Source organism: Amycolatopsis sp., from assembly GCF_025464955.1.
GTDB lineage: Bacteria > Actinomycetota > Actinomycetes > Mycobacteriales > Pseudonocardiaceae > Amycolatopsis.
The window spans coordinates 115,218-140,924 of record NZ_JAODNM010000056.1 but is presented as its reverse complement, the minus strand read 5'-3'; the positions used below and the strand labels follow the sequence as shown (position 1 = coordinate 140,924).

The 25,707-nt window shown below is 68.5% G+C and carries 31 protein-coding genes and 1 pseudogene; 24 read left to right on the top strand and 8 right to left on the bottom strand.

Annotation, left to right across the window (positions count from 1 at the left end):
- Nucleotides 1–67: 67 nt before the first annotated feature.
- The 13 genes and pseudogenes from JWQ81_RS12320 to JWQ81_RS44885 form a co-directional block, all read left to right on the top strand.
- On the top strand, nt 68–637 hold the full coding sequence (locus JWQ81_RS12320) for a sigma-70 family RNA polymerase sigma factor (protein WP_297540771.1): 570 nt from the start codon (nt 68–70) through the stop codon (nt 635–637).
- The gene (locus tag JWQ81_RS12315; protein ID WP_297540769.1) at nt 628–1,206 is read left to right on the top strand and encodes an Asp23/Gls24 family envelope stress response protein; all 579 of its coding nucleotides are present in this window, start codon (nt 628–630) and stop codon (nt 1,204–1,206) included. The genes JWQ81_RS12320 and JWQ81_RS12315 overlap by 10 nt, the downstream gene beginning before the upstream one ends.
- Complete coding sequence (locus JWQ81_RS12310) at nt 1,206–1,592, top strand: Asp23/Gls24 family envelope stress response protein (protein WP_297540767.1); 387 nt, start codon at nt 1,206–1,208, stop codon at nt 1,590–1,592. Before JWQ81_RS12315 ends, JWQ81_RS12310 begins: the two co-directional genes overlap by 1 nt.
- Nucleotides 1,589–1,897 carry a hypothetical protein gene (locus tag JWQ81_RS12305; protein ID WP_297540765.1) on the top strand — a complete coding sequence of 103 codons (309 nt, stop codon included), beginning with the start codon at nt 1,589–1,591 and terminating at the stop codon, nt 1,895–1,897. The genes JWQ81_RS12310 and JWQ81_RS12305 overlap by 4 nt, the downstream gene beginning before the upstream one ends.
- Nucleotides 1,898–2,005: 108 nt before the next feature.
- The gene (locus JWQ81_RS12300; protein WP_297540763.1) at nt 2,006–2,455 is read left to right on the top strand and encodes an Asp23/Gls24 family envelope stress response protein; all 450 of its coding nucleotides are present in this window, start codon (nt 2,006–2,008) and stop codon (nt 2,453–2,455) included.
- Between the two features lie 26 nt (nt 2,456–2,481).
- Nucleotides 2,482–2,664, top strand: a complete 183-nt coding sequence (locus JWQ81_RS12295) for a hypothetical protein (RefSeq protein WP_297540761.1) — start codon at nt 2,482–2,484, stop codon at nt 2,662–2,664.
- Between the two features lie 2 nt (nt 2,665–2,666).
- The gene (locus tag JWQ81_RS12290) at nt 2,667–3,203 is read left to right on the top strand and encodes a DUF6286 domain-containing protein (RefSeq protein ID WP_297540759.1); all 537 of its coding nucleotides are present in this window, start codon (nt 2,667–2,669) and stop codon (nt 3,201–3,203) included.
- Complete coding sequence (locus tag JWQ81_RS12285) at nt 3,200–3,772, top strand: alkaline shock response membrane anchor protein AmaP (RefSeq protein ID WP_297540757.1); 573 nt, start codon at nt 3,200–3,202, stop codon at nt 3,770–3,772. Before JWQ81_RS12290 ends, JWQ81_RS12285 begins: the two co-directional genes overlap by 4 nt.
- Nucleotides 3,773–3,940: 168 nt before the next feature.
- On the top strand, nt 3,941–4,333 hold the full coding sequence (locus tag JWQ81_RS12280; protein WP_297540755.1) for a DUF2784 domain-containing protein: 393 nt from the start codon (nt 3,941–3,943) through the stop codon (nt 4,331–4,333).
- A 14-nt stretch (nt 4,334–4,347) separates the two neighbouring features.
- Entirely contained in the window at nt 4,348–5,040 is a 693-nt protein-coding gene (locus JWQ81_RS12275) for an RNA methyltransferase (protein WP_297540753.1), read from the top strand.
- A gap of 163 nt (nt 5,041–5,203) precedes the next feature.
- On the top strand, nt 5,204–6,229 hold the full coding sequence (locus JWQ81_RS12270) for a glycoside hydrolase family 76 protein (RefSeq protein WP_297540751.1): 1,026 nt from the start codon (nt 5,204–5,206) through the stop codon (nt 6,227–6,229).
- Nucleotides 6,230–6,268: 39 nt separating this feature from the next.
- Entirely contained in the window at nt 6,269–6,793 is a 525-nt protein-coding gene (locus tag JWQ81_RS12265; protein WP_297540749.1) for a DUF6790 family protein, read from the top strand.
- Between the two features lie 21 nt (nt 6,794–6,814).
- Nucleotides 6,815–7,006, top strand: a pseudogene (locus JWQ81_RS44885) (TMEM175 family protein); the annotation flags it as partial.
- Between the two features lie 99 nt (nt 7,007–7,105).
- Here JWQ81_RS44885 and JWQ81_RS12255 read toward each other — a convergent pair.
- Both JWQ81_RS12255 and JWQ81_RS12250 read right to left on the bottom strand, forming a co-directional pair.
- Complete coding sequence (locus JWQ81_RS12255; RefSeq protein ID WP_366942284.1) at nt 7,106–7,906, bottom strand: substrate-binding domain-containing protein; 801 nt, start codon at nt 7,904–7,906, stop codon at nt 7,106–7,108.
- Between the two features lie 167 nt (nt 7,907–8,073).
- The gene (locus JWQ81_RS12250) at nt 8,074–9,111 is read right to left on the bottom strand and encodes a LacI family DNA-binding transcriptional regulator (protein ID WP_297540745.1); all 1,038 of its coding nucleotides are present in this window, start codon (nt 9,109–9,111) and stop codon (nt 8,074–8,076) included.
- A 125-nt stretch (nt 9,112–9,236) separates the two neighbouring features.
- Between JWQ81_RS12250 and JWQ81_RS12245 the strand changes: the two genes are divergently transcribed.
- The 8 genes from JWQ81_RS12245 to JWQ81_RS12210 all read left to right on the top strand — a co-directional run bounded on the left by JWQ81_RS12245 (nt 9,237) and on the right by JWQ81_RS12210 (nt 16,300).
- Nucleotides 9,237–10,277, top strand: coding sequence for a substrate-binding domain-containing protein (locus tag JWQ81_RS12245; protein WP_297540743.1), 1,041 nt, complete (start codon nt 9,237–9,239; stop codon nt 10,275–10,277).
- Nucleotides 10,277–11,281, top strand: a complete 1,005-nt coding sequence (locus JWQ81_RS12240; protein ID WP_297540741.1) for an ABC transporter permease — start codon at nt 10,277–10,279, stop codon at nt 11,279–11,281. Before JWQ81_RS12245 ends, JWQ81_RS12240 begins: the two co-directional genes overlap by 1 nt.
- On the top strand, nt 11,278–12,099 hold the full coding sequence (locus JWQ81_RS12235) for an ATP-binding cassette domain-containing protein (protein ID WP_297540739.1): 822 nt from the start codon (nt 11,278–11,280) through the stop codon (nt 12,097–12,099). The genes JWQ81_RS12240 and JWQ81_RS12235 overlap by 4 nt, the downstream gene beginning before the upstream one ends.
- Nucleotides 12,096–12,965, top strand: a complete 870-nt coding sequence (locus JWQ81_RS12230; RefSeq protein WP_297540737.1) for a PfkB family carbohydrate kinase — start codon at nt 12,096–12,098, stop codon at nt 12,963–12,965. Before JWQ81_RS12235 ends, JWQ81_RS12230 begins: the two co-directional genes overlap by 4 nt.
- The gene (locus tag JWQ81_RS12225; RefSeq protein ID WP_297540735.1) at nt 12,962–13,597 is read left to right on the top strand and encodes a nucleoside/nucleotide kinase family protein; all 636 of its coding nucleotides are present in this window, start codon (nt 12,962–12,964) and stop codon (nt 13,595–13,597) included. Before JWQ81_RS12230 ends, JWQ81_RS12225 begins: the two co-directional genes overlap by 4 nt.
- 405 nt (nt 13,598–14,002) lie before the next feature.
- Entirely contained in the window at nt 14,003–14,917 is a 915-nt protein-coding gene (locus JWQ81_RS12220; protein WP_297540733.1) for a helix-turn-helix domain-containing GNAT family N-acetyltransferase, read from the top strand.
- Entirely contained in the window at nt 14,914–15,654 is a 741-nt protein-coding gene (locus tag JWQ81_RS12215) for an SDR family oxidoreductase (protein ID WP_297540731.1), read from the top strand. Before JWQ81_RS12220 ends, JWQ81_RS12215 begins: the two co-directional genes overlap by 4 nt.
- A gap of 232 nt (nt 15,655–15,886) precedes the next feature.
- A complete protein-coding gene (locus JWQ81_RS12210) occupies nt 15,887–16,300 on the top strand; it encodes a VOC family protein (RefSeq protein WP_297540729.1) in 414 nt (137 codons plus the stop codon).
- Between the two features lie 15 nt (nt 16,301–16,315).
- Here the strand turns inward: JWQ81_RS12210 and JWQ81_RS12205 are convergent, their stop codons facing one another.
- The 5 genes from JWQ81_RS12205 to JWQ81_RS12185 all read right to left on the bottom strand — a co-directional run bounded on the left by JWQ81_RS12205 (nt 16,316) and on the right by JWQ81_RS12185 (nt 22,070).
- A complete protein-coding gene (locus tag JWQ81_RS12205) occupies nt 16,316–16,996 on the bottom strand; it encodes a DedA family protein (protein ID WP_297540727.1) in 681 nt (226 codons plus the stop codon).
- A 137-nt stretch (nt 16,997–17,133) separates the two neighbouring features.
- Nucleotides 17,134–17,955, bottom strand: a complete 822-nt coding sequence (locus JWQ81_RS12200) for a YceI family protein (RefSeq protein ID WP_297540725.1) — start codon at nt 17,953–17,955, stop codon at nt 17,134–17,136.
- Complete coding sequence (locus JWQ81_RS12195) at nt 17,952–20,564, bottom strand: MFS transporter (protein ID WP_297540722.1); 2,613 nt, start codon at nt 20,562–20,564, stop codon at nt 17,952–17,954. The genes JWQ81_RS12200 and JWQ81_RS12195 overlap by 4 nt, the downstream gene beginning before the upstream one ends.
- On the bottom strand, nt 20,561–21,085 hold the full coding sequence (locus tag JWQ81_RS12190) for a MarR family transcriptional regulator (protein ID WP_297540720.1): 525 nt from the start codon (nt 21,083–21,085) through the stop codon (nt 20,561–20,563). Before JWQ81_RS12190 ends, JWQ81_RS12195 begins: the two co-directional genes overlap by 4 nt.
- Nucleotides 21,086–21,269: 184 nt before the next feature.
- Nucleotides 21,270–22,070: an SMP-30/gluconolactonase/LRE family protein gene (locus tag JWQ81_RS12185; RefSeq protein WP_297540718.1), complete on the bottom strand. Its 801-nt coding sequence runs from the start codon at nt 22,068–22,070 to the stop codon at nt 21,270–21,272.
- 86 nt (nt 22,071–22,156) lie between these two features.
- Between JWQ81_RS12185 and JWQ81_RS12180 the strand changes: the two genes are divergently transcribed.
- The gene (locus JWQ81_RS12180) at nt 22,157–23,137 is read left to right on the top strand and encodes a ketopantoate reductase family protein (RefSeq protein WP_297540716.1); all 981 of its coding nucleotides are present in this window, start codon (nt 22,157–22,159) and stop codon (nt 23,135–23,137) included.
- Nucleotides 23,138–23,144: 7 nt separating this feature from the next.
- A complete protein-coding gene (locus tag JWQ81_RS12175) occupies nt 23,145–23,579 on the top strand; it encodes a PPOX class F420-dependent oxidoreductase (RefSeq protein WP_297540714.1) in 435 nt (144 codons plus the stop codon).
- On the opposite strand, the gene JWQ81_RS12170 is transcribed toward JWQ81_RS12175, so the two are convergent.
- Entirely contained in the window at nt 23,576–24,118 is a 543-nt protein-coding gene (locus JWQ81_RS12170) for a TetR/AcrR family transcriptional regulator (protein ID WP_297540712.1), read from the bottom strand. The genes JWQ81_RS12175 and JWQ81_RS12170 overlap by 4 nt on opposite strands.
- A gap of 86 nt (nt 24,119–24,204) precedes the next feature.
- On the opposite strand from JWQ81_RS12170, the gene JWQ81_RS12165 reads away from it, so the two are divergent.
- Nucleotides 24,205–25,689: an MFS transporter gene (locus JWQ81_RS12165; protein ID WP_297540710.1), complete on the top strand. Its 1,485-nt coding sequence runs from the start codon at nt 24,205–24,207 to the stop codon at nt 25,687–25,689.
- Nucleotides 25,690–25,707: the final 18 nt, after the last annotated feature.

The window sequence follows — 25,707 nt, the reverse complement described above, 5'->3', positions numbered from 1 at the left end:
CCGTGATCACGGACAATGACCCCGTGACGTTTTCCGGTGAGCGGTGTCCTAGTGGTCGGGAGGTGCCGTGACCACGACGACAGACGCGGAGCCGGGCACGCCGCTCGACGACGCGACGCTGGTCAGCCGTGCCCGCGACGGTGACGTGCGGGCGTACGAGCAGTTGGTGCTGAGGTACCAGGCGCCGATGTTCCGGCTCGCCTCGCGCATGCTCGCCAACCGCGGCGACGCTGAGGACGTCGTGCAGGAGGTCTTCCTGACGGCATGGCGCAGGCTGCCGCAACTGATCGAGGACGCGGCGTTTGTCGGCTGGCTCTACCGGACGACGACGAACCGGTGTCTCAACGTCATCCGCGCCAGGCGTCCGCAGGTGGACGTCGACCTCGAGGCCGAGGTGTCCCAGCGCGCCGACGCCCAGCCGGAACACGCGGCGCAGGTGAGCGAACAGATGGCGGCGCTGACGAAGGCACTGCAGGAATTGACACCGGAGCAGCGGGCTTGCTGGCTGCTCCGCGAAGTCCACGGCCGCTCCTACGAGGAGATCGGCGAGATCGTGGAAACGAGCAGTACCGCGGTGCGGGGCCGGATAGCCCGGGCCCGCGCGCAGTTGGCAGAGGTGATGCAGCCATGGCGGTGAACCAGGCGACAGAAGGTTACGAGCTGCCGTGCAAGCGGAACCTGGACCAGGTTTGGGAGCGGCTCGACGCGGTGGGCGAAGGGCTCGCCGACGAGCACGAACTGACCTGCCCGCACTGCCGGACAGCCAGGGAAAGCCTGCTCGCGCTGCATGAAGCCACCAAGGAGCTGGTCGCCGAGGCCGAGCAGCCGCCACCGGACCTCGTGGGCCGCATCATGTCCGCGGTCCGCGCGGAGGTCCGGCGCGGACAGATGTTGAGCCTGCCGACGTCGGAACCCGGGACCGTCGAGGTCAGCGAGCAGGCCGTCGCGGTCGTGCTTCGCTTCGCGGCCGACGCCGTCGACGGGGTCAGGGCTCGGCGCTGCCGCGTGCGCACGGTCGGCGTCGGAGAGGCCGGTGAAAGCCTGGTCGAGGTCGAACTCACCCTCGCGATGAGCATGGGGAACGCGTCGGGCGGCGAAGCGTTGGCGCAGGTACGGGCACGGGTGAGCGCGGCGGCCGCGGCCAGGGTCGGCCTGCGGCTGGTCGGGCTCGATCTTGTGGTCGACGACATTTACGAGGTTGAGTGATGACGCTGGACGCAGTGACCGAACCGGTGACGGAGTTCGTGATCGCGGACGCGGTCATCGCGAGCGTCGCCGCCCGGGCAGCCGCCGCCACCCCCGGCGTCGTCCGGTTGGAACCGGGCTTGAAGGGCCTGCTAACGGCGTGGACACGCGCGACTCGGCAGCGGTGGAAGGGGCTCGACCCCGCGCCTGCCGAAGGGGTACGGGTGCGCACTGTCGACGGTCGCGTCGGCGTCCAGGTCGACGTCGTGACGTCCGCACTCGATCAGGCGGCCGCGGTGGGGCAGGCCGTGCAGCGCGCTGTTTCGCGCGCGGTGGCCGAGAAGACCGGGGTCGAGGTCGACGAGGTGTCAGTGTCCATTTTGGACATCGAGCCGGGTTCGCGATGACGGGGACCGCGGCCGCCGTCGAAAAGATCCTCTCCGCCGTGAACTCGGTGGCCGGCCTGCGCCCGGCGACCCCGATCGCCCAGCCGTCCGGGGCTTGGCTCCCGTGGGACTGGGAGGGGATGGCCGTCGACCTCGGCGCCGACGTCGTGCAGGTCCGGGTGATCGCGTTGCGGCTGCCGCTGCGCCCGCTGCTGGAGCAGGCGAGCGAACTGGTGCGTCCGGTTCTCGACGGCACACCGTGGGCGCGGGCGAAGCTCCGCTTGGTCGTCACCGATATCGACGGCGCGGCGTTCGACCGGGAGTGAGTCCGGCGTCACACCGCCGGGCCGTGACTTTTCTTCCTCCGTTTTGTCTGTAGGGGTACGGGGCACAGAAGCCCCGTTGCAGACCGAAGCGAATGAGGGAGCCGTCCGATGAGCACCGCCGAGAAGACCGTCGCCGTCGCCAAAGCAGTCCCCGCCGAAATGGCGCTGGTGACCAAGGAAGGTTCCACCACGATCGCCGACACCGTGGTGCAGAAGATCGCGGGGCTCGCCGCCCGCGAAGTCAACGGGGTCTACGACCTCGGTGGCGGCGCGGGCCGGGCGCTCAGCGCGATCCGCGAGCGGATTCCGGGCGCCAGCGCGAGTGTGAGCCACGGTGTCTCGGTCGAGGTCGGCGAGAAGCAGGCCGCCATCGATCTGCAGGTGCTCGTGGAGTACGGAGTGTCCATTGTGGATCTTGCGCGTTCGGTGCGCCGCAACGTGATCAGCGCTATCGAGCAGATGACCGGACTCGAGGTCGTCGAGGTCAACATCTACGTCACCGACGTGCACCTCCCGAGCGACGACGACGCTGTGCCCGCTTCCGACCGGGTCCAGTAAACCCCGACCAGTAGGAGAGGCACACCATGAACTCCGCCAGGATCGGGCTGGTCACTGGGCTCGCCCTCGGTTTCGCCGCCGCTTTCGGCGGATTCACCGCTTTTGTCGTCGTGCTTGTTCTCGGCGCGCTGGGCCTGGCCGTCGGCCGCTGGCTGGATGGGAAGCTCGACCTGTCCGCGCTGGTCGGTGCCGGCCGGGATCGGGGCTGAGCATGAGCACGGCGATCCGCCGTTCGCGGCGGAGTCTCCCGGCTTCGCTGGTTGCTTTCGTGGTGCTGGCCGTGTGTGTCGTGGTGGCCGTCTCCGCGATCCAGTTCCTGGTGGACGAACGGCCGCTGGTCGGCTATCGGGTGTTCGCCGCCGCTGTGCACGGGGTGAACTGGACACAGTGGCCGGTCGCGCTGGGCGGCGGTATCGCGGTGGCGGCTGGGCTTCTGCTGCTGGCTGCCGCGGTGGTGCCGGGTCGGGCGATCGTCCTCCCGCTGACTCAGCTGGGCGAGCATGTCGACGCGGGCGCATCGCGACAGAGTCTGGGCCGGAATCTGCGGATTGCGGTGTCCTCTGTGGACGGTGTGGCGGCCGCGAAAGTGAAGCAGGGGCGTAAGAAGGTGACCGCCCGGGTTCGGACGAATCGGACGAGCACCGACGGGCTGGCGGAGGCGGTGCGATCCGCCGTCGAGCTTCGGCTCGACCGGGTCGCGCCGCTCGCCCGGCCGTCGGTGCGGGTACGGGTACGGAAGGCGTCATGACCACAGCGAACCGCCCGGCGCGGCTCAACCGGACATTGCTCGCGCTGACCGGGCTCGTGTTGCTGGCTGCCGGCGGTTTCGCGCTCGCGACGCGGTTCGAGTGGCTGCGCGTTGTCGACCGCGACGGTCCCTTGATCCCGACGCCCGGCAGTCCGCCCACCTGGGCGTTCTACGCCGCAGCGGCGGCCGCGATCCTGCTCGGGCTGCTCTGCGTGCGCTGGCTCGCGGCGCAGGCTTTCCGCCGTCCGAAGTCGGGCACCTGGCGTCTCGACTCCGACGCAGACGTTGGCACGACCCGGATCGACACCCCGATCGCGGTCCGGCCCCTGACCGCGGAAGTCGGTGGCTACCCGGGTGTGAGTTCCGTCTCGGCGACGCTATCCGGGCCGAGGGAGGCCGCGGTGCTGCACCTGTGGGTCGTCGCGGATTCCGGCGCCGACCTCGGGGAAATCCGTGAGCGCGTGGAAGAGCACGGGTTACCGAGGTTCCGCCAGTCGCTGGATCTCGAATTCGTAACGGTGAAGATCGAATTTCGCTTTACGGCGAAAACCGGCACACGGGCACGCTGACGCACCCCGGTCAAGATCGGCCCCGGCTCCGCCACCAAGCCCATACGCTGGGTAAACAGGGCTACGCATTGGGTTGAACATCACGCTCGACCGATCAATTCCCGCGCGATTCTCAGCTTGACCGGAGTACCGTGAAAGCGATCGGGGGATCGTGAAAAGGGGGTGCGTATGGCCGGGTTTCTCGCCGACGCCACAGTAGCGGTGCACATTCTGGCGTTGCTTTTCATCGGGTTCGGGGGCTTTCTGGCGTGGCGTTGGCCAAAGGTCCTGTTCGTCCACATCTTCTTCGCGATCTGGGGCGTGGCGGTCAACGTCTTCCCCATCCCGTGCCCGCTGACGGCGCTGGAGAACTTCTTCCGCCACCAGCAAGGGCTCGGTGACCTGCCGGGCGGGTTCAACGCGTACTACCTGTACGACACGGTGTTCCCGCGCTCGATGCTGCCGGTCGTCGCGGTCATCGCGCTGGCCATCGTAGTGATCTCCTACATCGGCGCGATCCAGCGCTGGCGTCAGCGGGACCAGCACCAGGACGCACCCACGCGCTGGGCCAGCCTCGGCTGAGCGAGAATCACCAGGTGCCCGCACCCAGTGATCCCCACGCCGAGACTGCTGTCGCGACCGAAGCCGAGGGTGGTCCGACCGAGTGGATCACCCGTGAAGAGGTAGGCGTCGGCCCCTGGGAGGGGCCGTGGCCGACCGACGAGCGGTACGACCCGGAGCTGCTCGAGAACGGCGACAGGCGCAACGTCGTCGACGCGTACCGCTACTGGCGTCGCCCGGCGATCGTGGCCGACGTCGATGCCCGACGGCACCCGTTCCATGTCGCGATCGAGAACTTCCAGCACGACCACAACATCGGCACGGTCGTCCGCACGGCGAACGCGTTCGCGGCCGCCGCGGTACACATCGTCGGCCGGCGCCGGTGGAACAGGCGCGGCGCCATGGTGACGGACCGTTACCAGCACGTCGAGCATCACGCTGACGTGGCCACCCTGACCGAGTACGCCACCGAACGCGGGCTCGCCGTCGTCGCCGTCGACAACACCCCCGGCTCGCGTCCCGTGGAAACCGCCGAACTGCCGCGTGACTGCGTGCTGCTGTTCGGGCAGGAAGGCCCCGGTCTCTCCGCCGAGGCGCAGCAGGCCGCCGCGCTGGTCGTGTCGATCGCCCAGTTCGGCACCACGCGCTCGATCAACGCCGGCGTCGCCGCCGGGATCGTCATGCACACCTGGATCCGCCAACACGCCGACCTCTCCACCTCCTGGTAACTGTCGGCGAGTCCCACGCTCCCGGGCGGCGAGTCCCACGCTGACGGAGCCAAGTCCCACACCGGCGTCCGCCACCACCGCAACTCGACGGCGACTTGCGAGCGGGGCGTGGGCACTTTTGTACAAAAGTGCTCTTGGGGTGTCGGGCGGGCAGGATGGGGGGATGGGCGTGGAGTGGGCGGAAGCGGCGGAGCAGGCGGAAAAAGCGGTACTGGGAAGACATCTCCGACGGGTCTGGGCGCTGCCCGGTACCGCGCTCGGACGCAGCGGCTGGCCGCCCAGCGTCGGTCAGCGGCTGCACTGGCATTGGAACTACTGGTGGCAGTCGCACCTGCTCGACTGCCTCGTCGACGCGCAGCTGCGCGCGCCCACCCAAGAGCGTGCGCAGCTGATCGGCAGGTTCGTCAAGACCGTGCACGTCCGCAACTTCGGGCAGTGGGTCAACGAGTACTACGACGACATCGCATGGCTCGGGCTCGCGCTGCAACGCGTCAAAATCGTTGTCGGACTTGACGTCGAACGCCCACTCGGGGCGATCGACACACGGCTGCGCGAAGGCTGGACAGCGGACGCGGGCGGCGGGATCTGGTGGCGGAAGGGCGATCGGTTCAAGAACGTCCCGTCGAACGGCCCGGCGTCGATCTTCCACGCGCGACAGGGCGATGTCGAGTACGCCCGCGCGCTGACCGAGTGGATGAACACCTGCCTCGTCGACCCGGACACCGGCCTGGTGTGGGACGGCCTCCGTGTCGACACTGGCGAGGTCGTCAAGATGATCTACACCTACTGTCAGGGCGTCTTCCTCGGTTCCTGTTTGGAAGTGTCCGATGTCGACAGTGCACAAAGGACTATAAACGCCGTTGCCGAACACTGTGCTCCCGGCGGAATCCTGCGAGGCCAAGGCAATGCCGACGGCGGTCTGTTCGCCGGAATCCTGGCTCGCTACCTCGCCCTCGCCGCCCTGAAGCTCCCCGCTGGTCCAGCAGTGGCAACCGCCCGCGCGCTCGTCCTCGCCTCCGCCGACGCCTGCTGGAAAGGCGCCGTCGACGCCCCCGGCGGCCCGCTCTTCAGCGCCGAATGGTCCGACCCCGCCCCGCCGCTCCCCGTCCCCGCCGACAACCCCGCGCGCGACCTTTCCGTCCAGGTCGGCGCCTGGCTCCTCCTCGAAGCCGCCGCCACTCTCACCTGAGTGTTGCATGGTTAATATTAACCATGCAAGACTGACGCCATGGACAACTTCAGTTACCTCGCCCAATCAGCCTTCCCCCTGGTCTGGATCCTGGTGCCGGCCATCGGCGCCTTCGTACGGGCCCGCCACGCCACGTCATCCCAAGAGCGGCTGGAGATCTGGCAGCGCTGGTGGGCCATCGGCGCCTTCGGCATCGGCAGCCTGTGGATGACCGTCGCGTTCCTCGCCTTCCCGGACGTCATGGCCACCGCGATCGGCTTCCCCCGGACGCCCTTCCTGTTCGAGATCGCCTTCGCCAACCTCGGACTGGCCGTCATGGGCTTCCGCGCCGCTTCGGCATCCGCGCGCGAGCGCATCACCATCGGACTCGGCGGCGGCATGTTTCTCTGGGGAGCCTTCGCCGGCCACGTCTACCAGTGGTTCGCCAACGGTGACCACGGTCCCGGCAACACCGGCGGAGTCCTCGTCAACGACATCCTGATCCCGGCGGTCATGATCATCCTGGCCGTGCGGTCCCGGCGACTGGCGGCCATGTCCCAGCCGGTCGCGGCAACCGCCGCCTGACGCACGGGAGCTGTGCCCATCATGGCAACACATGCCGGCTACCAACCCGACGACGAGACCGGCGAGGAGCGAGCGGTCTCCATCGAGCGGCTCACCATGCTCGTCGACGGGGTGACCGCGATCGCGCTCACCTTGCTAGCGCTGGATCTCCCCGTTCCCGCCGGCGGCACCACCGGCGCCATGCTGACTTCGGTGGCCGCCCACAGCAAAGAGTATCTGGCCTTCGCGGTCAGCTTCGTGGTGATCGCCGCTCACTGGCTCGCCGTCGGCCGCCGCATCCAGAACCGCGCGCCGTCCGGTGCCCGCAAGCGCTTAGCAGCCGCAAGAGGCGCGGTGCAGGAAGCGGGGGGCGAGGCGGACGGTCTCCGGGCGGCGTTCGGGGTCGGCGATGCGGGTCAGCAGCAGGTGCACGGCTTTGCGGCCGATTTCGGGGATCGGCTGAGCCATCGTGGTCAGCGGCGACTCGACGGTCGACGCCCATGGCATGTCGCCGTAGCCGACGACGGCGAGCTCCGACCCGATGCGGATCCCGCGCCGGTGGACCTCGTACTGCACGCCGATCATCATCGCTTCGCTCGCGACGACCAGAGCCGTCGGCGACGGCCAGCTGTCCAGGAGCCGCCCGGCCGCCGCGGCCGCGCCCGCCGGCGTCGACTGGCCGCACTCGACCAGGCTCGCGTTCCACCGCAGGCCCGAGCGGCCGAGGCCGAGCCGATAGCCGAGAGTGCGTTCGTCGCTGGTGGTCAGCCCCGGCTCGCCGGAGATCAGCGCGATCTTGCGGTGCCGCCGGTCGGCGAGGTGGCGGACCAGCGTGCACATGGCCTGGATGTTCTCCCCGCCGACCTGATCGACGTCGTTGCGGCCGGCCATCCGGTCCACCAGCACCGTCGGCACGCCCATCCGGACGAGCCCGTTGACGATCGCGTCATCACCGGCGGACGGCACCAGCAGCACCCCGTCGACACGGTCGGCGCGCAGCGCGCGGATCACCGCGGCCTCTTCGCTGACGCTGTCACCCGTCTCGGACACCGTGATCGCGCAACCGGCCTCGGCGGCCGCCGACCGGATGGCTTTCAACATTTTGACCGCGTTCGGACCGGCTTCTGTAGCCATCGCCACGCCGAACCGGCAGGGGCCGGGCAGGCTGGAGAGTTGGTTGCCCACCAAGGGCAATTCCGGTAACAGTGCGGTCATTCCCTCTGCCCCTACTCGCTGGTAAGGAAGAAGGTAACGCCTATTCGGGTGTCATTTCGTAGTGCGCGGTGGACCGGTGCCGAGAATCAGCTTTGTGGGTGAACGTGTGGGCACCCACACGACGCTCTGTGACGTAAAGTCGGTGCAAGCCGCACGGTTTCCGGCTTCCGCTCGGGATCGGCGATCCGCGCGAGCAGCAGCCGGACGGCCTGCCGCCCGATCTCCTCGATCGGCTGCGCCATCGTCGTCAGCGGCGGGTCGACGAGGTCGGCCCATTCGACGTCGTCGTAGACCACCACCGGCAGGTCGTGTCCGATGCGCATCCCGCGTCGCCGCGCTTCGTGCAGCACCCCGACCATCATCGAATCGTTCCCCACCACCAACGCGCTCGGCGGCTCCGGCAACGCGAACAGCGTGCTCAACGCCAGCGCGCCGCCGTCGCGCGAAGACTGCCCGCAGGCGACGAGCTCGTCGGTCCACGTCAGCCCCGCGCGGCCAAGCCCGAGCCGGTAGCCGAGCGTCCGCTCCTCGCTGGTGCTCAGCCCGGGAGCGCCGCTGATCATGCCGATCCGCCGATGCCCGAGCGACGCGAGATGCGCGGTCAGCGCCGACGTGGCTTGGATGTTCTCGGCACCGATCTGGTCGACGTCGCCGCGCGTGGCCACCCGGTCGACGAGCACGGTCGGCACGTCGAGCGCCACCAGTTCGCTGATCACCGAGCCGTCGCCGGGCGCCGGGGTCAGCAGCAAGCCGTCGACGCGGCGGGAGCGCAATGTCCGCACGGTCGCGCGTTCGGTGTCGACGGCGTCATGGGTATCGGCGAGCAGGATCGTGTATCCGGCGTTGGCCGCTTCGCGTTCGATGGCCTGCATCAACGCCGCGAAGTACGGATTGGCCACCAGCGAGATCGCGACGCCGAGCGTCCTGGTGCCGCCGGTGACCAGCGAGCGGGCGATCGCGTCGCCGGTGTAGCCGGTGGTTTCGATCGCCCGCAGCACCGCGGCCTTGGTTTCTTCGGCCACCGCTCGCGTGCCGTTGACCACGTGTGACACGGTGGTGATCGAAACCCCGGCGATCTCGGCGATGTCGCGTTGGGTCGGACGGGACGACTTCGGCGCCGGCATAACGACCTTCTCCTCAGCAGTTCACTCGCAAGCGTTTGCGCAAACGCTTGCGAGGAGAGCATAGGCCTGTCTACCGTCCCGGGGCAGCAAGATCGCCCCGTGTTGCCTCTCGGAGGTAGGTAGTGATGAGACACCGCCGTCTCAAACCGCTCAAGTCCCAACCGATCGTCGGGGTCGCGGTGCTCGCCGCCGCCGTCCTGACCTTGTCCGCGTGCACCGTCCAGCGCCACTGGGGCGCTACGACGACCGCCGGCAGCGGCGGGCAGGCCAAGATCGGCCTGGTCACCAAGACCGACACCAACCCGTACTTCGTCGAACTCCGCAAAGCCGCCAAGGCCGCCGCGGACGCGCAGGGCGCGAGCTTCAGCGCGCTCGCCGGCCAGTTCGACGGTGACAACGACGGCCAGGTCCGGGCCATTGAAAACCTGCGCCAGCAAGGCGTCAACACCATCCTCATCACGCCGAGCTCGTCCACGGGCGTGCTCAAGGCGATCGACGACGCGCGTCAGGCCGGGGTACTGGTCATCGCGCTCGACACCGCAACCGACCCGGCTTCGGCCGTCGACGCCACCTACGCGACCGACAACTTCGAGGCTGGTCGCCAGGAGGGCGCGTACGTCAAGGCCGCGCTCGCCGGTGCGGCGCCAAAGTTCTTCATGGTCGACGGCACCGCCGGCAGCACGGTCGACACCCAGCGGCACGGCGGGTTCCTCAAGGGCATCGGGCTGACCGACGCCTCGCCGGAGATCAAGGGCAAGACCCCGGCCAACGGCGATCAGAGCCAGGCGCAGCAGGGGATGGAGAACCTGTTGCAGCGCACCACCGACATCAACTCGGTGTACACGATGAACGAGCCGATGGGCCGCGGCGCGTTTGCCGCGCTGAAGGCACGCGGGCTCGCGAGCCAGGTCGTCATGGGTTCCATCGACGGCGGCTGCGAAGGCGTCCAGAACGTCAAGGACGGCGACTACGCGGCGACCGTCATGCAGTTCCCGAAGAAGATGGCGCAAGAAGGGGTTGCCGCGGCGGTGGAATACGCGAAGACCGGAAAGAAGCCGGCGGGGTTCATCGACACCGGCTCCGCGGTGATCACCGACAAGCCCATGCCCGGTGTCCCCAGCCAGAACACGACCTGGGGCCTCGCCAACTGCTGGGGAGGCAAGTGATGACTTCCGCTGTGGTTACCACGAAAACAGCCCAGAATTCAGACCGCGCGACGCTCGGTGAGTTCTTCCTGCGTGCCCCGGCCGTCGGCCCGGCTCTCGCGCTCATCGTCGCGATCATCGTTTTTTCGCTCACCACAACGACTTTCCTCGACCTCGACAATATGTCCCTGGTCGTTCAGCAGTCCGTCGTCGTCGGCACGCTGGCGCTCGGTCAGACGCTGATCATCCTGACCGCCGGCATCGACCTGTCCAACGCGGCGGCGATGGTGCTCGGCACGTTGCTGATGGCGAAACTGGTCGGCAGCGGCACGAACGGTCTGTTCGCCCTGATCGTCGGCACCGTCGCGACCGTGGTGATCAGCGCGTTCACCGGCTCGCTGGTGACGCGGATCAAGCTGCCGCCGTTCATCGTCACGCTCGGCTTGTTCACCATGCTCACCGCCGCGGCCAAGCTGGTCGCCGGCGGGCAGGCCGTGCCGGTGTCCGACGGGCTGCTCACCTGGCTCGGCACCAAGCGGTACCTCTTCGGCGGCATCCCGATCACCTACGGGATGACGTTGGCGCTGCTGATGTACCTCGGAATGTGGTACGCGCTGTCGAAAACGGCGTGGGGCAAGCATGTCTACGCAGTCGGCAACGCGCCGGAGTCCTCGCGGCTGTCCGGGATCAAGATCAACCGGACGATCCTTTCGGTGTACATCACGGCCGGGGTGATCTTCGGGATCGCAGCCTGGCAGGCGCTCGGCCGGGTGCCCAACGCGGACCCGAACGCTTACCAGACCGGAAACCTGGACTCGATCACCGCGGTGGTCCTTGGCGGCGCGAGCCTGTTCGGCGGCCGAGGCTCGGTCATCGGCACGATGCTCGGCGCGCTCGTGGTCGCCGTGCTGCGTTCGGGCTTGACGCAGATGGGTGTCGACGCGCTTTATCAGGATGTCGCGACAGGCGCGCTGCTCGTCGCCGCGGTGATCGTGGATCGGCTCGCGAGGAGGCAGTCAGCATGACCGAACAGACGCAGCCGACACTTTCCGCGCGCGGACTGGTCAAGAAGTACGGCCGGGTCGTCGCCATCGACGGCGCCGACTTCGACCTCTATCCCGGCGAAGTGCTCGCCGTGGTCGGGGACAACGGCGCCGGGAAGTCCAGTCTCATCAAGGCTTTGTCCGGCGCGGTGGTGCCGGATGAGGGCCAGATCCGGGTCGACGGCGAACTTGTGCACTTCCGCACGCCGCTCGACGCGCGCAAGTACGGCATCGAGACGGTGTACCAGGACCTCGCCGTCGCGCCCGCGCTCGACATCGCGTCGAATATGTTCCTGGGCCGGGAAAAACGGCGCAAGGACATGTTCGGCAGCCTGTTCCGGAAGCTCGACACCGCGGACATGCGGGCGGAAGCGCAGCGCGTGCTCGACGAACTCGGCATCGGGATCAAGTCGATCACCCAGCTCGTCGAGACCTTGTCCGGTGGGCAGCGCCAAGGGGTCGCGGTGGCCCGCGCGGCCGCGTTCGGCAGCAAGGCCGTGATCATGGACGAACCGACGGCCGCGCTCGGCGTGACCGAGTCCGGCCAGGTGCTCGCGCTGATCGACCGCATCCGCGAGCGCGGCCTGCCGGTGGTGCTGATCAGCCACAACATGCCGCACGTGTTCGACATCGCCGACCGGATCCACGTGCACCGGCTCGGCAAGCGGGTGGCGGTGGTGTCGCCGAAGACGCATACGATGAACCAGGTCGTCGGCCTGCTCACCGGTGCGCTGCGCCTCGGCGAAGACGGCGAGATCCACGAGGTCGAGGCCGCGGTCCGGGCCGGCCTCGCGGAATGACCGTCCTTCTCGCCGGGCTGTGCACGGTCGACGTCGTCCAGCGCGTCGACGACTTTCCGGCGCCCGGCGAGAAGGTCCAGTCGCTCTCGGTCGACGTCGCGGCGGGCGGGCCGGCGACCAACGCGGCGGTCACGGTGTCCGCGCTCGGCGGCTCGGCGACGTTGTGGACGGTCCTCGGTACGCATCCGCTCGCCGACCTGGCCCGCGCGGACTTGGCGGCACACGGTGTCGACGTCGTCGACGCCGATCCCGCGCACACCGATCCGCCCGCGCTGAGCGCCGTCGCCGTCCGGGATCGCGACGGGGAACGCACGGTCGTCTCCCGCAACGCCGCGTCTGTCACCAGTGCCGCTGGTGCCGTCCCGCGACTCGCCGCCGAGCTGCGGGACGTGACAGCGGTGCTGGTCGACGGGCATTACCCGGACCTCGCGCTCGCGGCGGCAAGATGGGGACGTGACCGTGGCGTGCCCGTAGTGCTCGACGCCGGCAGCTGGAAACCGGTCCTCGACGAGCTCCTGGGCCTGGTGGACATCGCGGCGTGCTCAGCGCATTTCCGGGTGCCCGGACCGAGCCTGCGCGAACGCGGGGTCCCGGCGGTCATAACCACTGCCGGAGCTGGTCCGGTCCGCTGGTCGGCCGGGGGAAAAACAGGCGAGGTGCCTGTACCTCGGGTGGCCGCTGTTGACACACTCGGTGCAGGCGACGTCTGGCACGGAGCGCTGGCGTTCGGCGTGGGCCGGTCGGCGGCGGCCGGGCTGCCCCGGCTGATCGAGTTCGCCAACGAGGTCGCCGCCGAACGGGTGCGGTACGCCGGGCCGAGGGCATGGTTTGCTGAGGTCCAGGCGAAACGGATGGGAGTGCGATGACATCGTTCGAGGACCTGCTGGCCAGGGCGCAGGCGTTCGCCAAGCCGGGCCAGCGCAGCGTGCTGGGGATCGTGGGCGCGCCGGCGTCCGGGAAGACCACCCTGGCCTGGGGCCTGGCCAACGCGCTCGGTTCGCGCGCGGTCGTCGTCGGCATGGACGGGTTCCACCTGGCCCAGAGCGAGCTGCAGCGGCTCAAGCGCACCGACCGCAAGGGCGCGCCCGACACTTTCGACGCCGCCGGGTACGTGAACCTGGTCCGGCGCCTGCGTGAAGGCACCGACACGGTGTACGCCCCGGAGTTCCGGCGCGAGATCGAAGAGCCGATCGCCGGCGCCGTCGTGGTGCCGCCCGAGGTTCCGCTGGTCATCACCGAAGGCAACTACCTGCTCCTCGACGAGGACCCGTGGAGTGGCGTGAAGCCGCTGCTGACCGAGGCCTGGTTCCTCGCGCCGGACGAGCCGGAGCGCCTGGAACGCCTCGTCAGCCGCCACCGTCGGTACGGCCGCTCGCTCGTCGAGGCCAAGCAGCGCGCCCTCGGCTCCGACCAGCGCAACGCCGACATCATCGCCGCCACCTCGACCCGCGCCGACCTCGTCCTGGAAAACCTCCCTCTGGTCAACTTCGCGATCTGACCTCACGTCTCGAGAGGAGCTCTCGGGGCCACCCTCGTGGCGTTGGACGCCAATGCCTGGAACTTGAGCGTGTCTGGTGGTTGGCCGGTTGAGGTGGTGGGTTCGGCCTTACTGCGGCAAGGACCCGGGCGAGTTGGTGCACGCACAAGGCGGTCCGAGGCCCTGTCGCGTCATGTCGCTGTCACTGGTGCGGCTGATGTGGCGGGTGTGGCGTTGTGACGTGTCGTGAAGGCCACCTTCACGGCGTAGGGCGCACTCAACTAGGTCTTGACGACGCCCCTGCCCTGCCGAAAGTGCCTTCGGGCGCCCCAGCAGTCACACCGACACCACCAGCCCCACGGACGCGGGTCGCTGATCCAGTCAACCCTTTTGCCCGCACGCGCATTACCTGACTAAAGTCAGAGAATGGACGTGGAGATGGTTTCGCGGGTGCGGCGATTCAACCGGACGGTCACCCAGCGGGTGGGTGCCCTGCAGGACCGCTACCTCGGGACGGCGAGGCCGCTCGGCGAAGCGCGGGTGCTGTGGGAGATCGGGCGCGAGGGCCGGGACGTCCGGTCGTTGCGGGCGGAGCTCGGGCTCGACTCGGGGTACCTCAGCCGGTTGCTGCGTTCGCTCGAAGCCGCCGGGCTGATCACGGTCGAGACCACGGAGGCCGATCGCCGTGTCCGGATCGCCCGTCTGACGGTTTCGGGCGCAGCCGAGTGGCAGGCGTTGGACGAGCGCAGCGACGAGGTCGCCGAGGTTCTGCTCAAACCACTGAACCCCAAGCAGCAGGCCCGGCTCGTCGCGGCGATGTCCGAGGTCGAGCTGCTCCTGCGGACCGGGACGATCGAGCTCGTGGACACCGACCCGGCGCATCCCGACGCGCGCCGCTGCATCAGCTCGTACTACGCCGAGATCAACGCCCGGTTCGACGCCGGTTTCGACGCCACGCAGGCCAACCCCATCGGTGATGACGAGGTGCGTGCGCCCGCCGGACTGTTCGTCGTGGCCCGACTCGGTGAAGAGCCGGTCGGCTGCGGGTCGGTGAAGTTCCACGGCGAGATCTGCGAAGTCAAGCGCGTGTGGGTCGCGGACGCGGTACGCGGGATGGGACTTGGCCGCCGCCTGCTCGGCGAGTTGGAGAAGCGCGCGGTCGACCACGGCAGCCGCTTCCTCCGCCTCGACACGAACAAGGCACTGACCGAAGCGATAGCCCTCTACCGCTCGTCCGGGTTCACCGAAGTGCCCGCCTACAACACCGAGGCCTACGCCCACCACTGGTTCGAAAAGGACCTCACTGCCCCGAATGCGGCCTCCAATACGCTGACGCCATGACGATGATCGTGACCGGCGGGAGCCGGGGGATCGGGGCGGCGATCTGCGTGTTGGCCGCCGAGCGCGGGTACGACGTCGTCGTCAACTACGCGGGCGACGTGACCGCCGCCAAGGAGGTCGCCGAGGCGGTCCGCCGCCACGGCAGGCAGGCGCTCGCGGTGCGCGGCGACGTCTCGTCCGAGGACGACGTGCGCGCGCTGTTCGACGCGGCCGCCGAGCTGGGGCCGCTGAAAGCGCTGGTCAGCAACGCCGCGATCACCGGCAACACCCCTGGCCGGCTCGACGAGCAGAGCGTCGACACCGTGCGCCGCGTGCTCGACGTCAACGTCACCGGCGTGTTCCTGTGTGCCCGCGAGGCCGTCCGTCGCATGTCGACGCGTTATGGCGGCGCGGGCGGGTCGATCGTCAACATCTCCTCGACGGCCGCGCGCACCGGTTCCGCGGGCGAGTGGGTGCACTACGCCGCGACGAAGGCCGCGGTCGAGACGCTCACCTTCGGTCTCGCGCAGGAGGTGGCCGACGAGGGGGTCCGGGTCAACGCCGTCGCGCCCGGGTTGGTCGAGACCGGCCTGCACGTGGCCGCCGGGATGCCCGACCGCCTCGACCGGCTCGCGCCGACGATCCCGATGCGCCGGGCCGGTCGGCCGGCCGAGATCGCGGAGGCGGTTTTGTTCCTGCTGTCGCCTGCCTCGACGTACACCACCGGCGCGGTCCTGCCGGTCGGCGGCGGCCGGTAGGACCGCGAAGGTAACGGTCGCGACCAAATTGGTCACGATTAGTAAATAACTGTTTCGATTCCTCATGGTCTTGAACGTCGGTATGCAACGCTGGGGGCGCGCTCAGTTGCATGATCATTAGCACGGGCCAGGGCACCAGGAATTCACCAGGGGCGGATATACCTGGGTCGGAGCCTGCCGCTTTGATATGCGTCAGGGTGCGATGGGGGGTCGGAAAGGACGGCCGCACAACATGTCGGAACTCAGGTCCGTGCACCACTTGGCGCTCACGGTGACCGACGTCGATAGAAGCGTGCCCTGGTACGCCAGGGTTTTGGAGCTCGAGGAGGTCACGCGCCGGGACGACCTCGAAACCGGGCTGCGCAAGGTGGTCCTTCGCTCGCCGAGCGAGGGGTTCTCGGTGGTGCTGGTACAGCACCCGGACACCGGCCGCCCCGGGTTCGACGAACGCCGTACCGGCCTGGACCACGTGGCGTTCAAGGTGTCCTCGCGCGAAGAACTGCGCAAGTGGGAAGAACGGCTCGACAGCTACCACATCACCTACCAGCCCGCGGTTTCCTCGCGGACGCTCACCGGTTCGACGGTCATCGTTTTTCGGGATCCCGACGGTATCCAGCTCGAGATCTGGGCGGATCCCGAAGACTAGGCCCGGATCAGCAGTTCAGGCGCGGGCCGTGCTTGTGTCGTTGTCGACCTCGTCGACCGGGCGCCGCATCTCCTGGCGGTAGCGCCAGACGCCATACGCGGTCCCGAGCACGAAGAACGCGACACTCACCCACAGCGCGGCGGTCTTGAGCCACGGCAGCGAGTCGAGCAGGCCGGCGCCGTAGTAGCCGAGCAGCACCAGCGTCGGCACCCAGAGCAGGCCGCCGGTCGCGGTGGCGAGCAGGAAGCGCTTCTGGTCCATCCGCGCGGTGCCGGCGATCAGCGGCGCCAGCGTGCGGATCCACGGGATCCACCGGGCCGCGACGATCGCGAAGAAGCCCTTGCGATCGAGGAAGCGCTGAGCACGTTCGAGGTTGTGGCGGTTCAGGAGGCGCCCGCCGCGACGCGCGATGAGCCTGGTGCCGGTGTGCCGGCCGATGGCGTAGCCGATCTGGTTGCCGCCCACGGCCACGATCAGCGCCGCGGCCGACAGCAGCCATGCGTTGGTGGCCGAGCCGTGCTGCGCGAGCACCACCCCGGCGCCGAACAGCAGTGAGTCCCCGGGCAGGAACAGGCCGATGATCAGCGCGCACTCCATGAACACGAAGCTCAGCACGATCACCCAAACCAGCACCGGACCGGCGGTGTCGAGCCAGCTGACGCCGATGCCCGCCGCTTCCGTATAGACCCTGCTCACGTCGCGAAGCCTACGTTGCCGCGGCTACCGGCAGTCGGCCAAGCGGTGTATTGCCGGTGTGAAGGGGCACAAAAAACGGCCTGAACGGAACTTCCCCCGCGTATTCGCGAGGAGAGTTCCGGCCAGGCCGGTTCGGTTCAGAACTGCGGTAGCGTGCTGCCTTGGAGCGCTTCGATGTCGAGTTCGATCTTCACCGTGGTGCCGATCGCGGCGACCCCGGCCCGCACCATCGCGCTGTAGTTGATCGCGAAGTCGTTGCGGCTGAGCTGGGTCTCGGCGTGGAACGCGGCGCGGACGCCACCCCACGGGTCGGGACCGTAACCACCGTAGACCAGGTCGAGCTCGACTTCCCGGCGCTCACCGTGCAGCGTGAGGTCACCGGCGAGCTTCCACTTGTCCGAGCCGAACTGGCGCAGCCCGGTGCTGGCGAACGAGATCACCGGATGCGCTTCGACGTCGAGGAAATCCGACGAGCGCAGGTGGTCGTCCCGCATCTTGATCCCGGTGTCGAGCGCCGCGGCCTTGATCTCGGCGTGCACCGAAGACTGCTCGACGGGCCTCGAGATCATGATCTGACCGGTCAGCTCGGCGAACCGGGCCTTGATACTGGCGATGCCGAGGTGCTTGGCCGTGGCCACCACCGACGAGTGCATCGGGTCGATCGTCCACGGACCCGGCGGCGGGAGCTCGATCGAGTCCGCCACCGGGGCCAGGATGATGTCGCCGAGCGTGCCGGAGCCATCCGAGCCGATCTGCGCGGTCCTCGCCACCGGGTTGTGCCCCGGTGACGTGATGACCGCGGTATAGACGCCCTGGGGCAGCGGCTCGGTGGCCACTGCCCCCTTCGCGTTCGAGACGATCCTGGCGACCTGCTGGCCGCTGAGATCGGTCATCGTCAGCACCGCGTTCTCGACCGCCCAGCCTTCCGCAGTGCGGATGGAGGCGCGGAGGCCGCTCATGACCTGTCCACCAACTCGTCGAACGCCTGGTCGTAGCCGAGTTTGACGTCGTGGCTGGCTTCGACCCCGCCGAGCAGGTTCACCTGGCTGGTGGCGGGTGGGTATCCGCTGGCGACGACGGTGTAGTCGCCTTCGAGGAGGTCGCTGACGACGTAGCGGCCTTCGGCGTCGGTCCGGGCCACTGCGGCCACGTTGCCGTTCGCGTCGAGGACGGTGATCCTGGCGTCCGGCACGAGCCGGTCGTCCTCGGTCCTGGCGGTGCCGGCGAGGAGTACCGCTCCGGTGAGTTCGACGTCGTGGCGCAGGATGCCGCTGTCGGGCACGGTCAGTGTCACGGCTACGGGCCGGTACTGCTGTCCGCTGGCGACGAGGGTGTAGTGCCCGGCGCCGACGCCGTGGAAGGTGTAGATGCCGTCGGCGTGGGTGATGTAGGCGCCGTTGACCTCGCCGCGGTCGTCGGTCAGGGTGACCGTGGCGTTGGCCACCGGGGTCCCTGCTCCGGCGATTTTGACCAGCCCGGTCAGCTCACCCGAGCCGGTGAGGGTGATGTCCAGTTTCGCTGGTCCGCCACCGACGACCACGCTGGATGCCTGGGGCTGGTGCCCCCCCGCCGAGACGATCAGCACGTACGTGCCGTTGCCCGGTGTGGCGACCGAGTAGCTGCCGTCGGGGTTGCCGGTCGCCCGCGAGACCTGACGGCCGCGTTGGTCGATCAGGGTGAGTGCGGCACCTGAGACCGAGGTCCCGTCCTGGCGCCGCACGTGCCCGGTGACCGGCTGACCACCGGTGCCGATCGTCGTGTCGATCCCGGAACCCGCTGCCGAGTTCATGATCGGGGCCGCCAGTCCGTTCGTGGCGGGCTGGTACTCGCCGTGCCCGTTGGTGAGCGAGTGCTTGCCGGCACCGGCGCCGACCAGCAGCGGTTCACGCGGCTCTTCGAGCGCGGAGTTGGCGTAGAGCTCGTTGTCGATGGTGCCTGACGCGGCTTCGTCTTCGATGTCGTTGAGCAGCGACTCGCCGCCCTCCATCGTCGACGCGGCCGAGCCTGACCCGCTGGCGAGCGGGATCTCCTTGAGGAACAGCAGCACGATCGCGGCCAGCAAGGCCACGCCCGCGGCGCAGTAGAAGACCGTGGTGATCGACTCGGTGAACCCGGTCAGTACCGGGACCTTGATGGCGGCCGGCAGCCCCTGGATGATGCTGGTGTTGGTGGACAGACCGGCGATCTGGCCGCCGGCACCGGCCGGGATGTTGCCGTGGAAGGCCTTGGTGATGTTGCCCGGCAGGACGTTGAACAGGATCGTCAGGAACACCGCGACCCCCGCGGTACCACCGATCTGCCGGAAGAACGTCGCGGCGGCGGTGGAGACACCCATGTCCGAGCGCGGGCCGGCGTTCTGCACCGCGATGACCAGGGTCTGCATGCAGGAACCGAGGCCCAGGCCGATGATGCCGGCGAAGACGAGCGGCTGCCAGACGGGCGTGTCGTAGTGGATCTGCGCGTAGAGGAACGCGCCGACCGCGATGATCAGGGTGCCGATGACGGGAAGCCACTTGTAGCGCCCGGTGCGGGAGGTGATCTGGCCGCAGACGATCGAGCTCAGCATGAGCCCGCCCATCAGCGGCAGCATCAGCAGCCCCGACTCGGTCGGCGAGTAGCCCTTCACCACCTGCAGGAACTGCGGGATCATGGTGATCGCGCCGAACATCGCGACACCGACGATGACGCCGCCGACGATCGCCACGGAGAAGGTGGTGTTCTTGAACAACCGCAACGGGATGAGCGCCGCGTCCTTCATCAGCTTCTCGACGACAATGAACATGATGATGCCGAAGACACCGACCGCGTAGCAGGCTATCGAGCCTCCCGCGCCCCAGCCCCAGGTGTTGCCCTGTTCGGCCACGATGAGCAGCGGGACGACGGCGATGATCAGTGTGAGCGCGCCCCACCAGTCGATCTTCTGCTCCTGGCGGGTGTGGGGGACGTTGAGGACCTTCCACACGACGAACAGCGCGATGGCGCCGATTGGGACGTTGATCAGGAACACCCAGCGCCAGCCGGCGATGCCGCCCAGCATGTCGAACCCGGAGAAGAACCCGCCGAGGATCGGGCCGATCACCGTCGAGGTGCCGAACACCGCGAGGATGTAGCCCTGGTACTTGGCTCGTTCTCGCGGCGGGACGATGTCACCGATGATCGTCATCGCCAGCGACATGAGGCCACCGGCGCCGATGCCCTGGAAGGCGCGGAACGCGGCGAGCTCGTACATCGACTGCGAGAACGTGGACGCGATCGAGCCGACCACGAAGATCGAGATCGCGATGAGGTAGAACGGCTTGCGGCCGTAGATGTCGGACAGCTTGCCGTAGATCGGCGTCGCGATCGTCGACGTGATGAGGTACGCCGTGGTGGCCCAGGCCTGGAGGTTGAACCCCTTCAGGTCGTTCGCGATCTTGACGATCGCGGTGCTGACGATCGTCTGGTCCAGCGACGCCAGGAACATGCCCATCATCAAGCCGGACAGGATCGTCAGGATCTGCTTGTGCGTGAGAGTGAAGCCGGGTGTCGCGCCGACGCTCTTGGGTGGTTTTTCTACTGTTGAAGTCATGCTGAGGCCCCCTTGGCCTGTGACGCCGGCGAGGAGTCGGCGAGATGTTGTGCGTGTGCTTCGATTCCGGAATTGAGCCGGCCGAACAGGGTGTTGAGCGTGCGGCGGTCCTCCTCGGGCCAGTCGGCAAGCACCTCGGCAAGCCACTGGTTCCGCTGCTTTCGGTTCTCCTCGAACACCCTCAGCCCCTCTGCGGTGGGTGCGAGCAGGCAGGCGCGGCCGTCGTCCGGATCGGCCTGACGTTCGATCAGGCCGTGCTGGACCAGGGAGCTGCTCTGCCTGCTGATCGTGGAGATCTCGGAATGCAGCGAATCGGCGAGGCGGCTGGTGCGCTGCGGACCCTCGTGGATAAGGGTGAAGAGGATGCCGTACGCAGCACGTTCAATGCCGTCGGGTCCTTGCGCGGAGACCTGCGACTTGACCCGGTTGAGCAGACGCATGAAGCGGACGAGCTGCTCGCCGAGTTCATCGGCGACGTTGAGCTCGGTCCGCGACTTGGTGCCGTTCACTGGTGGTGCCATCGGTGGTTCTTTCACTGAGAGTGTTCTTGTTTGGCAGCTGCAACTAGTTGTCTTAAGCAAGCATGTGCCTCAAGGTGACCGTTACGCAAGTCAAATAACCCGTCTGTGTCCGATGACACTTTAGTTGTCGTATGCAAGTAGTGTCGCCTGGTTATTTCGCGCGGTTTGCCCTGTTCGGCCGAGTTCAGGGCCGTCCGGTCCCGGCTACCGGCACTTCGGTGGTCAGGACGCGGCCGGTCGTTCCGGGGTCGCCGATGCTCTCCATCCCGCGCCATTCGGCCGTCAGCGAGAACAACGTCGTCCGGTCGGCGCCACCCAGCATGCAGGCGAAACAGCCGTGCTCGAAGTCGACGGTCTGCAGCACTTCGCCGCCTTCGCGGACCCGTACGCAGCGCTTATGGGGAACGTCGGCGTACCAAGCCGCCCCCTCCGCGTCGAGGCAGATGCCGTCGGGGGCGGCCTCGCCGAGGTCCGCCCACACCCGGCGGCCGGACAGCCCGCCGTCGGCGGCGATGTCGAACGCGGTGAGCCGGTGGCCGTGCGACTCGGCGACGATCAGCGTGGAGCCGTCGGGCGTGATGGCCATGCCGTTTCCGAACGCCAGGTCAGCCGCCACTTCCCGGGCTACGCCGGCCGGCGTCACCAGCAGGACGTTTCCGCCGTTGACGTAGGCGTTACCCCGGTCGTCGACCACGATCTCGTTGAACAGGCCGCCCAGCTCGGCGTGGGTCGCCAACGAGCCGTCCGGCTCCTGGCGGAGCAGCAACCCCTCCTGGCCGGACACGATGAGTAACCGGCCGTCCGGCAGCCAGTCGATCGAGTAAGGGATGGTCGTGGCCACGTGCAGCATCACCTCGCTGCGGCCCGCGGTGTCGACGGCGAGGACGTCCCCGGTGCCCCAGTTGGCCAGCCACAGGCGGTCTTCGTGCCAGCGGGGCGACTCGCCGAAGCCGAGTCCGGTCAGCAGGACGTGTGACTCTGTCATGGTGAACTCCTTCGGTCGCTCTTCCTGTAGGGGACGTCGAACCCGCGCGCCCGAACTCGACATGTGCTCGTGAAAAGCTGGGGACCATGCGCTACATCATCATCGGGGCCGGTGCGGTCGGCGGCTCGATCGGCGGGAAGCTGTTCGGGCAAGGCCACGAAGTCGTGCTGGTCGCCCGCGGGAAACACTACGACGCGCTGCGCACCGACGGCCTGCGCCTGGCCACCCCGGAGGGCACGCTCACGGTGGGGGTTCCGGTGGTCGACGGCCCGCACGCGCTAGAAGCGCGGGACGACGATGTGCTCGTCCTCGCCACGAAGACGCAGGACAGCGCCGCCGCGCTGGACGCCTGGGCCGCGCGGCCGACGTCGGCGCCGGTGGTCTGCGCGCAGAACGGCGTCGAGAACGAGCGCCTCGCCTTGCGCGGCTTCCGCGACGTCTACGGCATGTGCGTCCGCACGCCTGCCACCTACCTGGAACCCGGGCTGATCGCCGTCGCGGGGTCGCCGCGTCCCGGCGTCCTGCACCTCGGCCGGTACCCGGGCGGGGTCGACGACACGGCCCGCCGGATCGCCGCCGACCTGGAGAGTGCCGGCTACCTGGCGCCCGTGGTTCCGGACGTGATGCGCTGGAAGTACGGGAAGCTGGTGGGCATCAATCTGAAGAACGCGGTCGAGGCGATCACCGGGCCGATCACGTCCGAGGACGCCCGCGAGGTGGCGCGGCTGGCGGCCGAGGAAGGCGAAGCGGCGCTTCGGGCCGCGGGAATCGACTTCACGGGCGCGGCCGACCACGCCGAGTACCAGGGCAAGTTCACCGCCGCGCCGGTGGAGGGCACGGATCGGGCCGGTGGCTCGACCTGGCAGAGCCTTGCCAGGAGTGCTGGGTCCATCGAGGTCGACTACCTCAACGGCGAGGTCGTGCTGCTCGGCCGGACCCACGGGGTGCCGACGCCGGTCAACGTCATCCTGCAGCGCATCGCGAACGAGTTCGCCCGCGAGCGGTCGGCGCCGGGCGAGCTGTCCGCGGCCGAACTCCGGGAATTCGCCGAGTCGGTTCGTGGTTGACGGGCTTATGAGCGACGACGCCAACGACACAGCGCTTCGGGCCCTGCTCGGGATTGGCAACCTGGGTGTATTGGCGACTGTCAAACGGGACGGCAGGCCGCAGCTCTCCAACGTCACGCACTTCTACGACGCCGACGCGCGGACGCTGCAGGTTTCGATGACCGAGACACGCGCGAAGACCAAGAACCTGCGCCGCGACCCCCGCGCCAGCTACCACGTGAGCTCGCCGGACGGCGGGTCCTACGTCGTTGTCGAAGGCAGCGCCGAGCTGACGGACGTCGCCAAGGATCCCCACGACGACACCGTCGAGGCGCTGATCCGCCTCTACCGCAGCATCGCCGGCGAGCACCCGGACTGGGACGAGTACCGCGCCGCCATGGTCGAAGACCAGCGTGTTGTCCTGACGCTGCCCGTAACCCGCGTCTACGGCCGGATTCTCTAACCCGGTTCCGTTTCTTTTTCGGAGAACCGCAGCAGGACGTCGGTGAGTTCTTTGAGCAGGGGTGAGGGGTCCACCCCCAGCGAAGCCCGGAAGTAGAGCCCGTCGCCGATGGCGCCGATGATCTCGGCGGTCACCGGGTGGGTGATGTGCTCGTTGAGCAGCAAGCGCCACTCGTCGGTGTAGGCGCGCATCGCGACGTCGATCCGGGGCTCGCTCCCGATCAGCCGCATGGTGGCCATCGTCGTGTGGTGGATGGCCTTGTCGTCGGTGACGTCGGTCGCAGACGACTCCAGGTAGTACCGGACGACGCCTTCGGGGGCGTTCCTGGCGGCCTCCCGGTCGGCCACGCCCAGCTGGCCGATTCGCTCGATCAAGCCCTCGACCAGCGCATCCTTCGAGCCGAAGTGGTACAGCAGGCCGCCTTTGGACACCCCGGCGCGGGCAGCGACGGCCTCCAGGGTGACGGCGCCCGGTCCCTGCTCGATGAGGAGCTCCTCGTAGGCGTCCATGACCTTTTCGCGGGCTGACGGCTTCGGCATGGGTTGACTATACCGTCTGGACGGTTTAGCTTGATGTCCGGACGGTAACTGTACCGTCCGGACTGTTCAGTTGGGTGGCGGCGAAGATGGCTGGGCGCAGGCAGTGGTGGTCGCTGGTGGTACTCGTGCTGCCGGTACTGCTGATCAGCGTGGACATGACGGTGCTCGGGTTCGCGCTGCCGTACCTCAGCGCCGACCTCGCGCCGAGCGGGGTCGAGCAGCTGTGGATCGTCGACATCTACTCGTTCATGCTCGCCGGGCTGCTGGTCCTGATGGGCACGCTCGGCGACCGGATCGGCCGCCGGAAGCTGCTGCTCGCCGGCGCCGTGGCCTTCGGGGCCGCGTCGGTGCTCGCCGCGTTCTCGACCAGCCCGCTCATGCTCATCGCCGCCCGCGCGCTGCTCGGCGTCGGCGGGGCGACGCTCATGCCGTCGACGCTCTCGCTGATCCGCACGATCTTCCTCGACGACCGCCAGCGCCGCTTCGCGATCGCGGTATGGAGCGCGGGGTTCTCCGGGGGGATGGCGCTCGGGCCGGTCCTCGGCGGGTGGCTGCTCGAACACTTCTGGTGGGGTTCGGTCTTCCTGATCAACGTGCCCGTCATGGTCGTGCTGCTGGTCGCCGGGCCGTTCATGCTGCCGGAGGCCCGCGATGGCCATCCCGGCAAGTTCGACGTGCTGTCGGCGGTGCTTTCGTTGGCGGCGGTGCTGCCGGTGGTCTACGGCATCAAGCTGATCGCCGAGCACGGGGTCACCGTGCTCGCGGCGGTGAGCCTGCTGGCCGGGCTCGGGCTCGGCGTGGTGTTCGTCCGGCGCCAGCGCGCGCTGGAAAACCCGATGCTGGACCTCGAACTGTTCCGCAACCGCGCGTTCAGTGTGTCCGTCGCGACGAACCTGCTCGGCGTGTTCGCGCTGGTCGGGATGCTGTTCCTGATCCCGCAGTATCTGCAGCTGGTGCTGGGTCTCTCGCCGGTCAAGGCGGCACTGTGGCTCCTGCCGGGAATGGTCGGCGGGGTCGCCGGCGCGCTGCTGGCGGCTCAGCTCGCCAAGCGGATCCCGATTCCGCGGCTCATCGGCGGCGGGCTGCTGGTCGCGGCAGCCGGTTTCCTCGGGCTGACCCAGCTCGGCGTGGACTCGGGGCTGGCGATCCTGGTCGTGGCGTTCGCGCTGGTCGGCGTCGGCGTCGCACTGGCCGAGACGCTGACGAACGACCTGATCATCTCGGTCGCGCCGATCGAGCGATCCGGGGCCGCATCGGCGATCTCCGAGACGGGTTACGAGCTCGGTGGCGCGCTGGGCACGGCGATCCTGGGCAGTGTGGCCACCGCTGTCTATCGGGCGGGGTTGCCCGCCGGCACGCCGGACTCCGCTCGCGAGACGCTCGGTGGCGCGTCGGCCACGGCGTCGCATCTCTCGGGCGAGGCTGCGGAGTCGCTGCTCAACGCCGCTCGCGAGGCCTTCGTCCAGGGGCTCCACGTCACCGCGTGGCTGGGTGCGGCGCTGCTGGCGTACACGGGGGCTCAGGTAATTTTGCTACTGAATCGGAAAAGTAATTCCGTAGTGCGGACCTAGTGGCGGTTAGCATGAAGG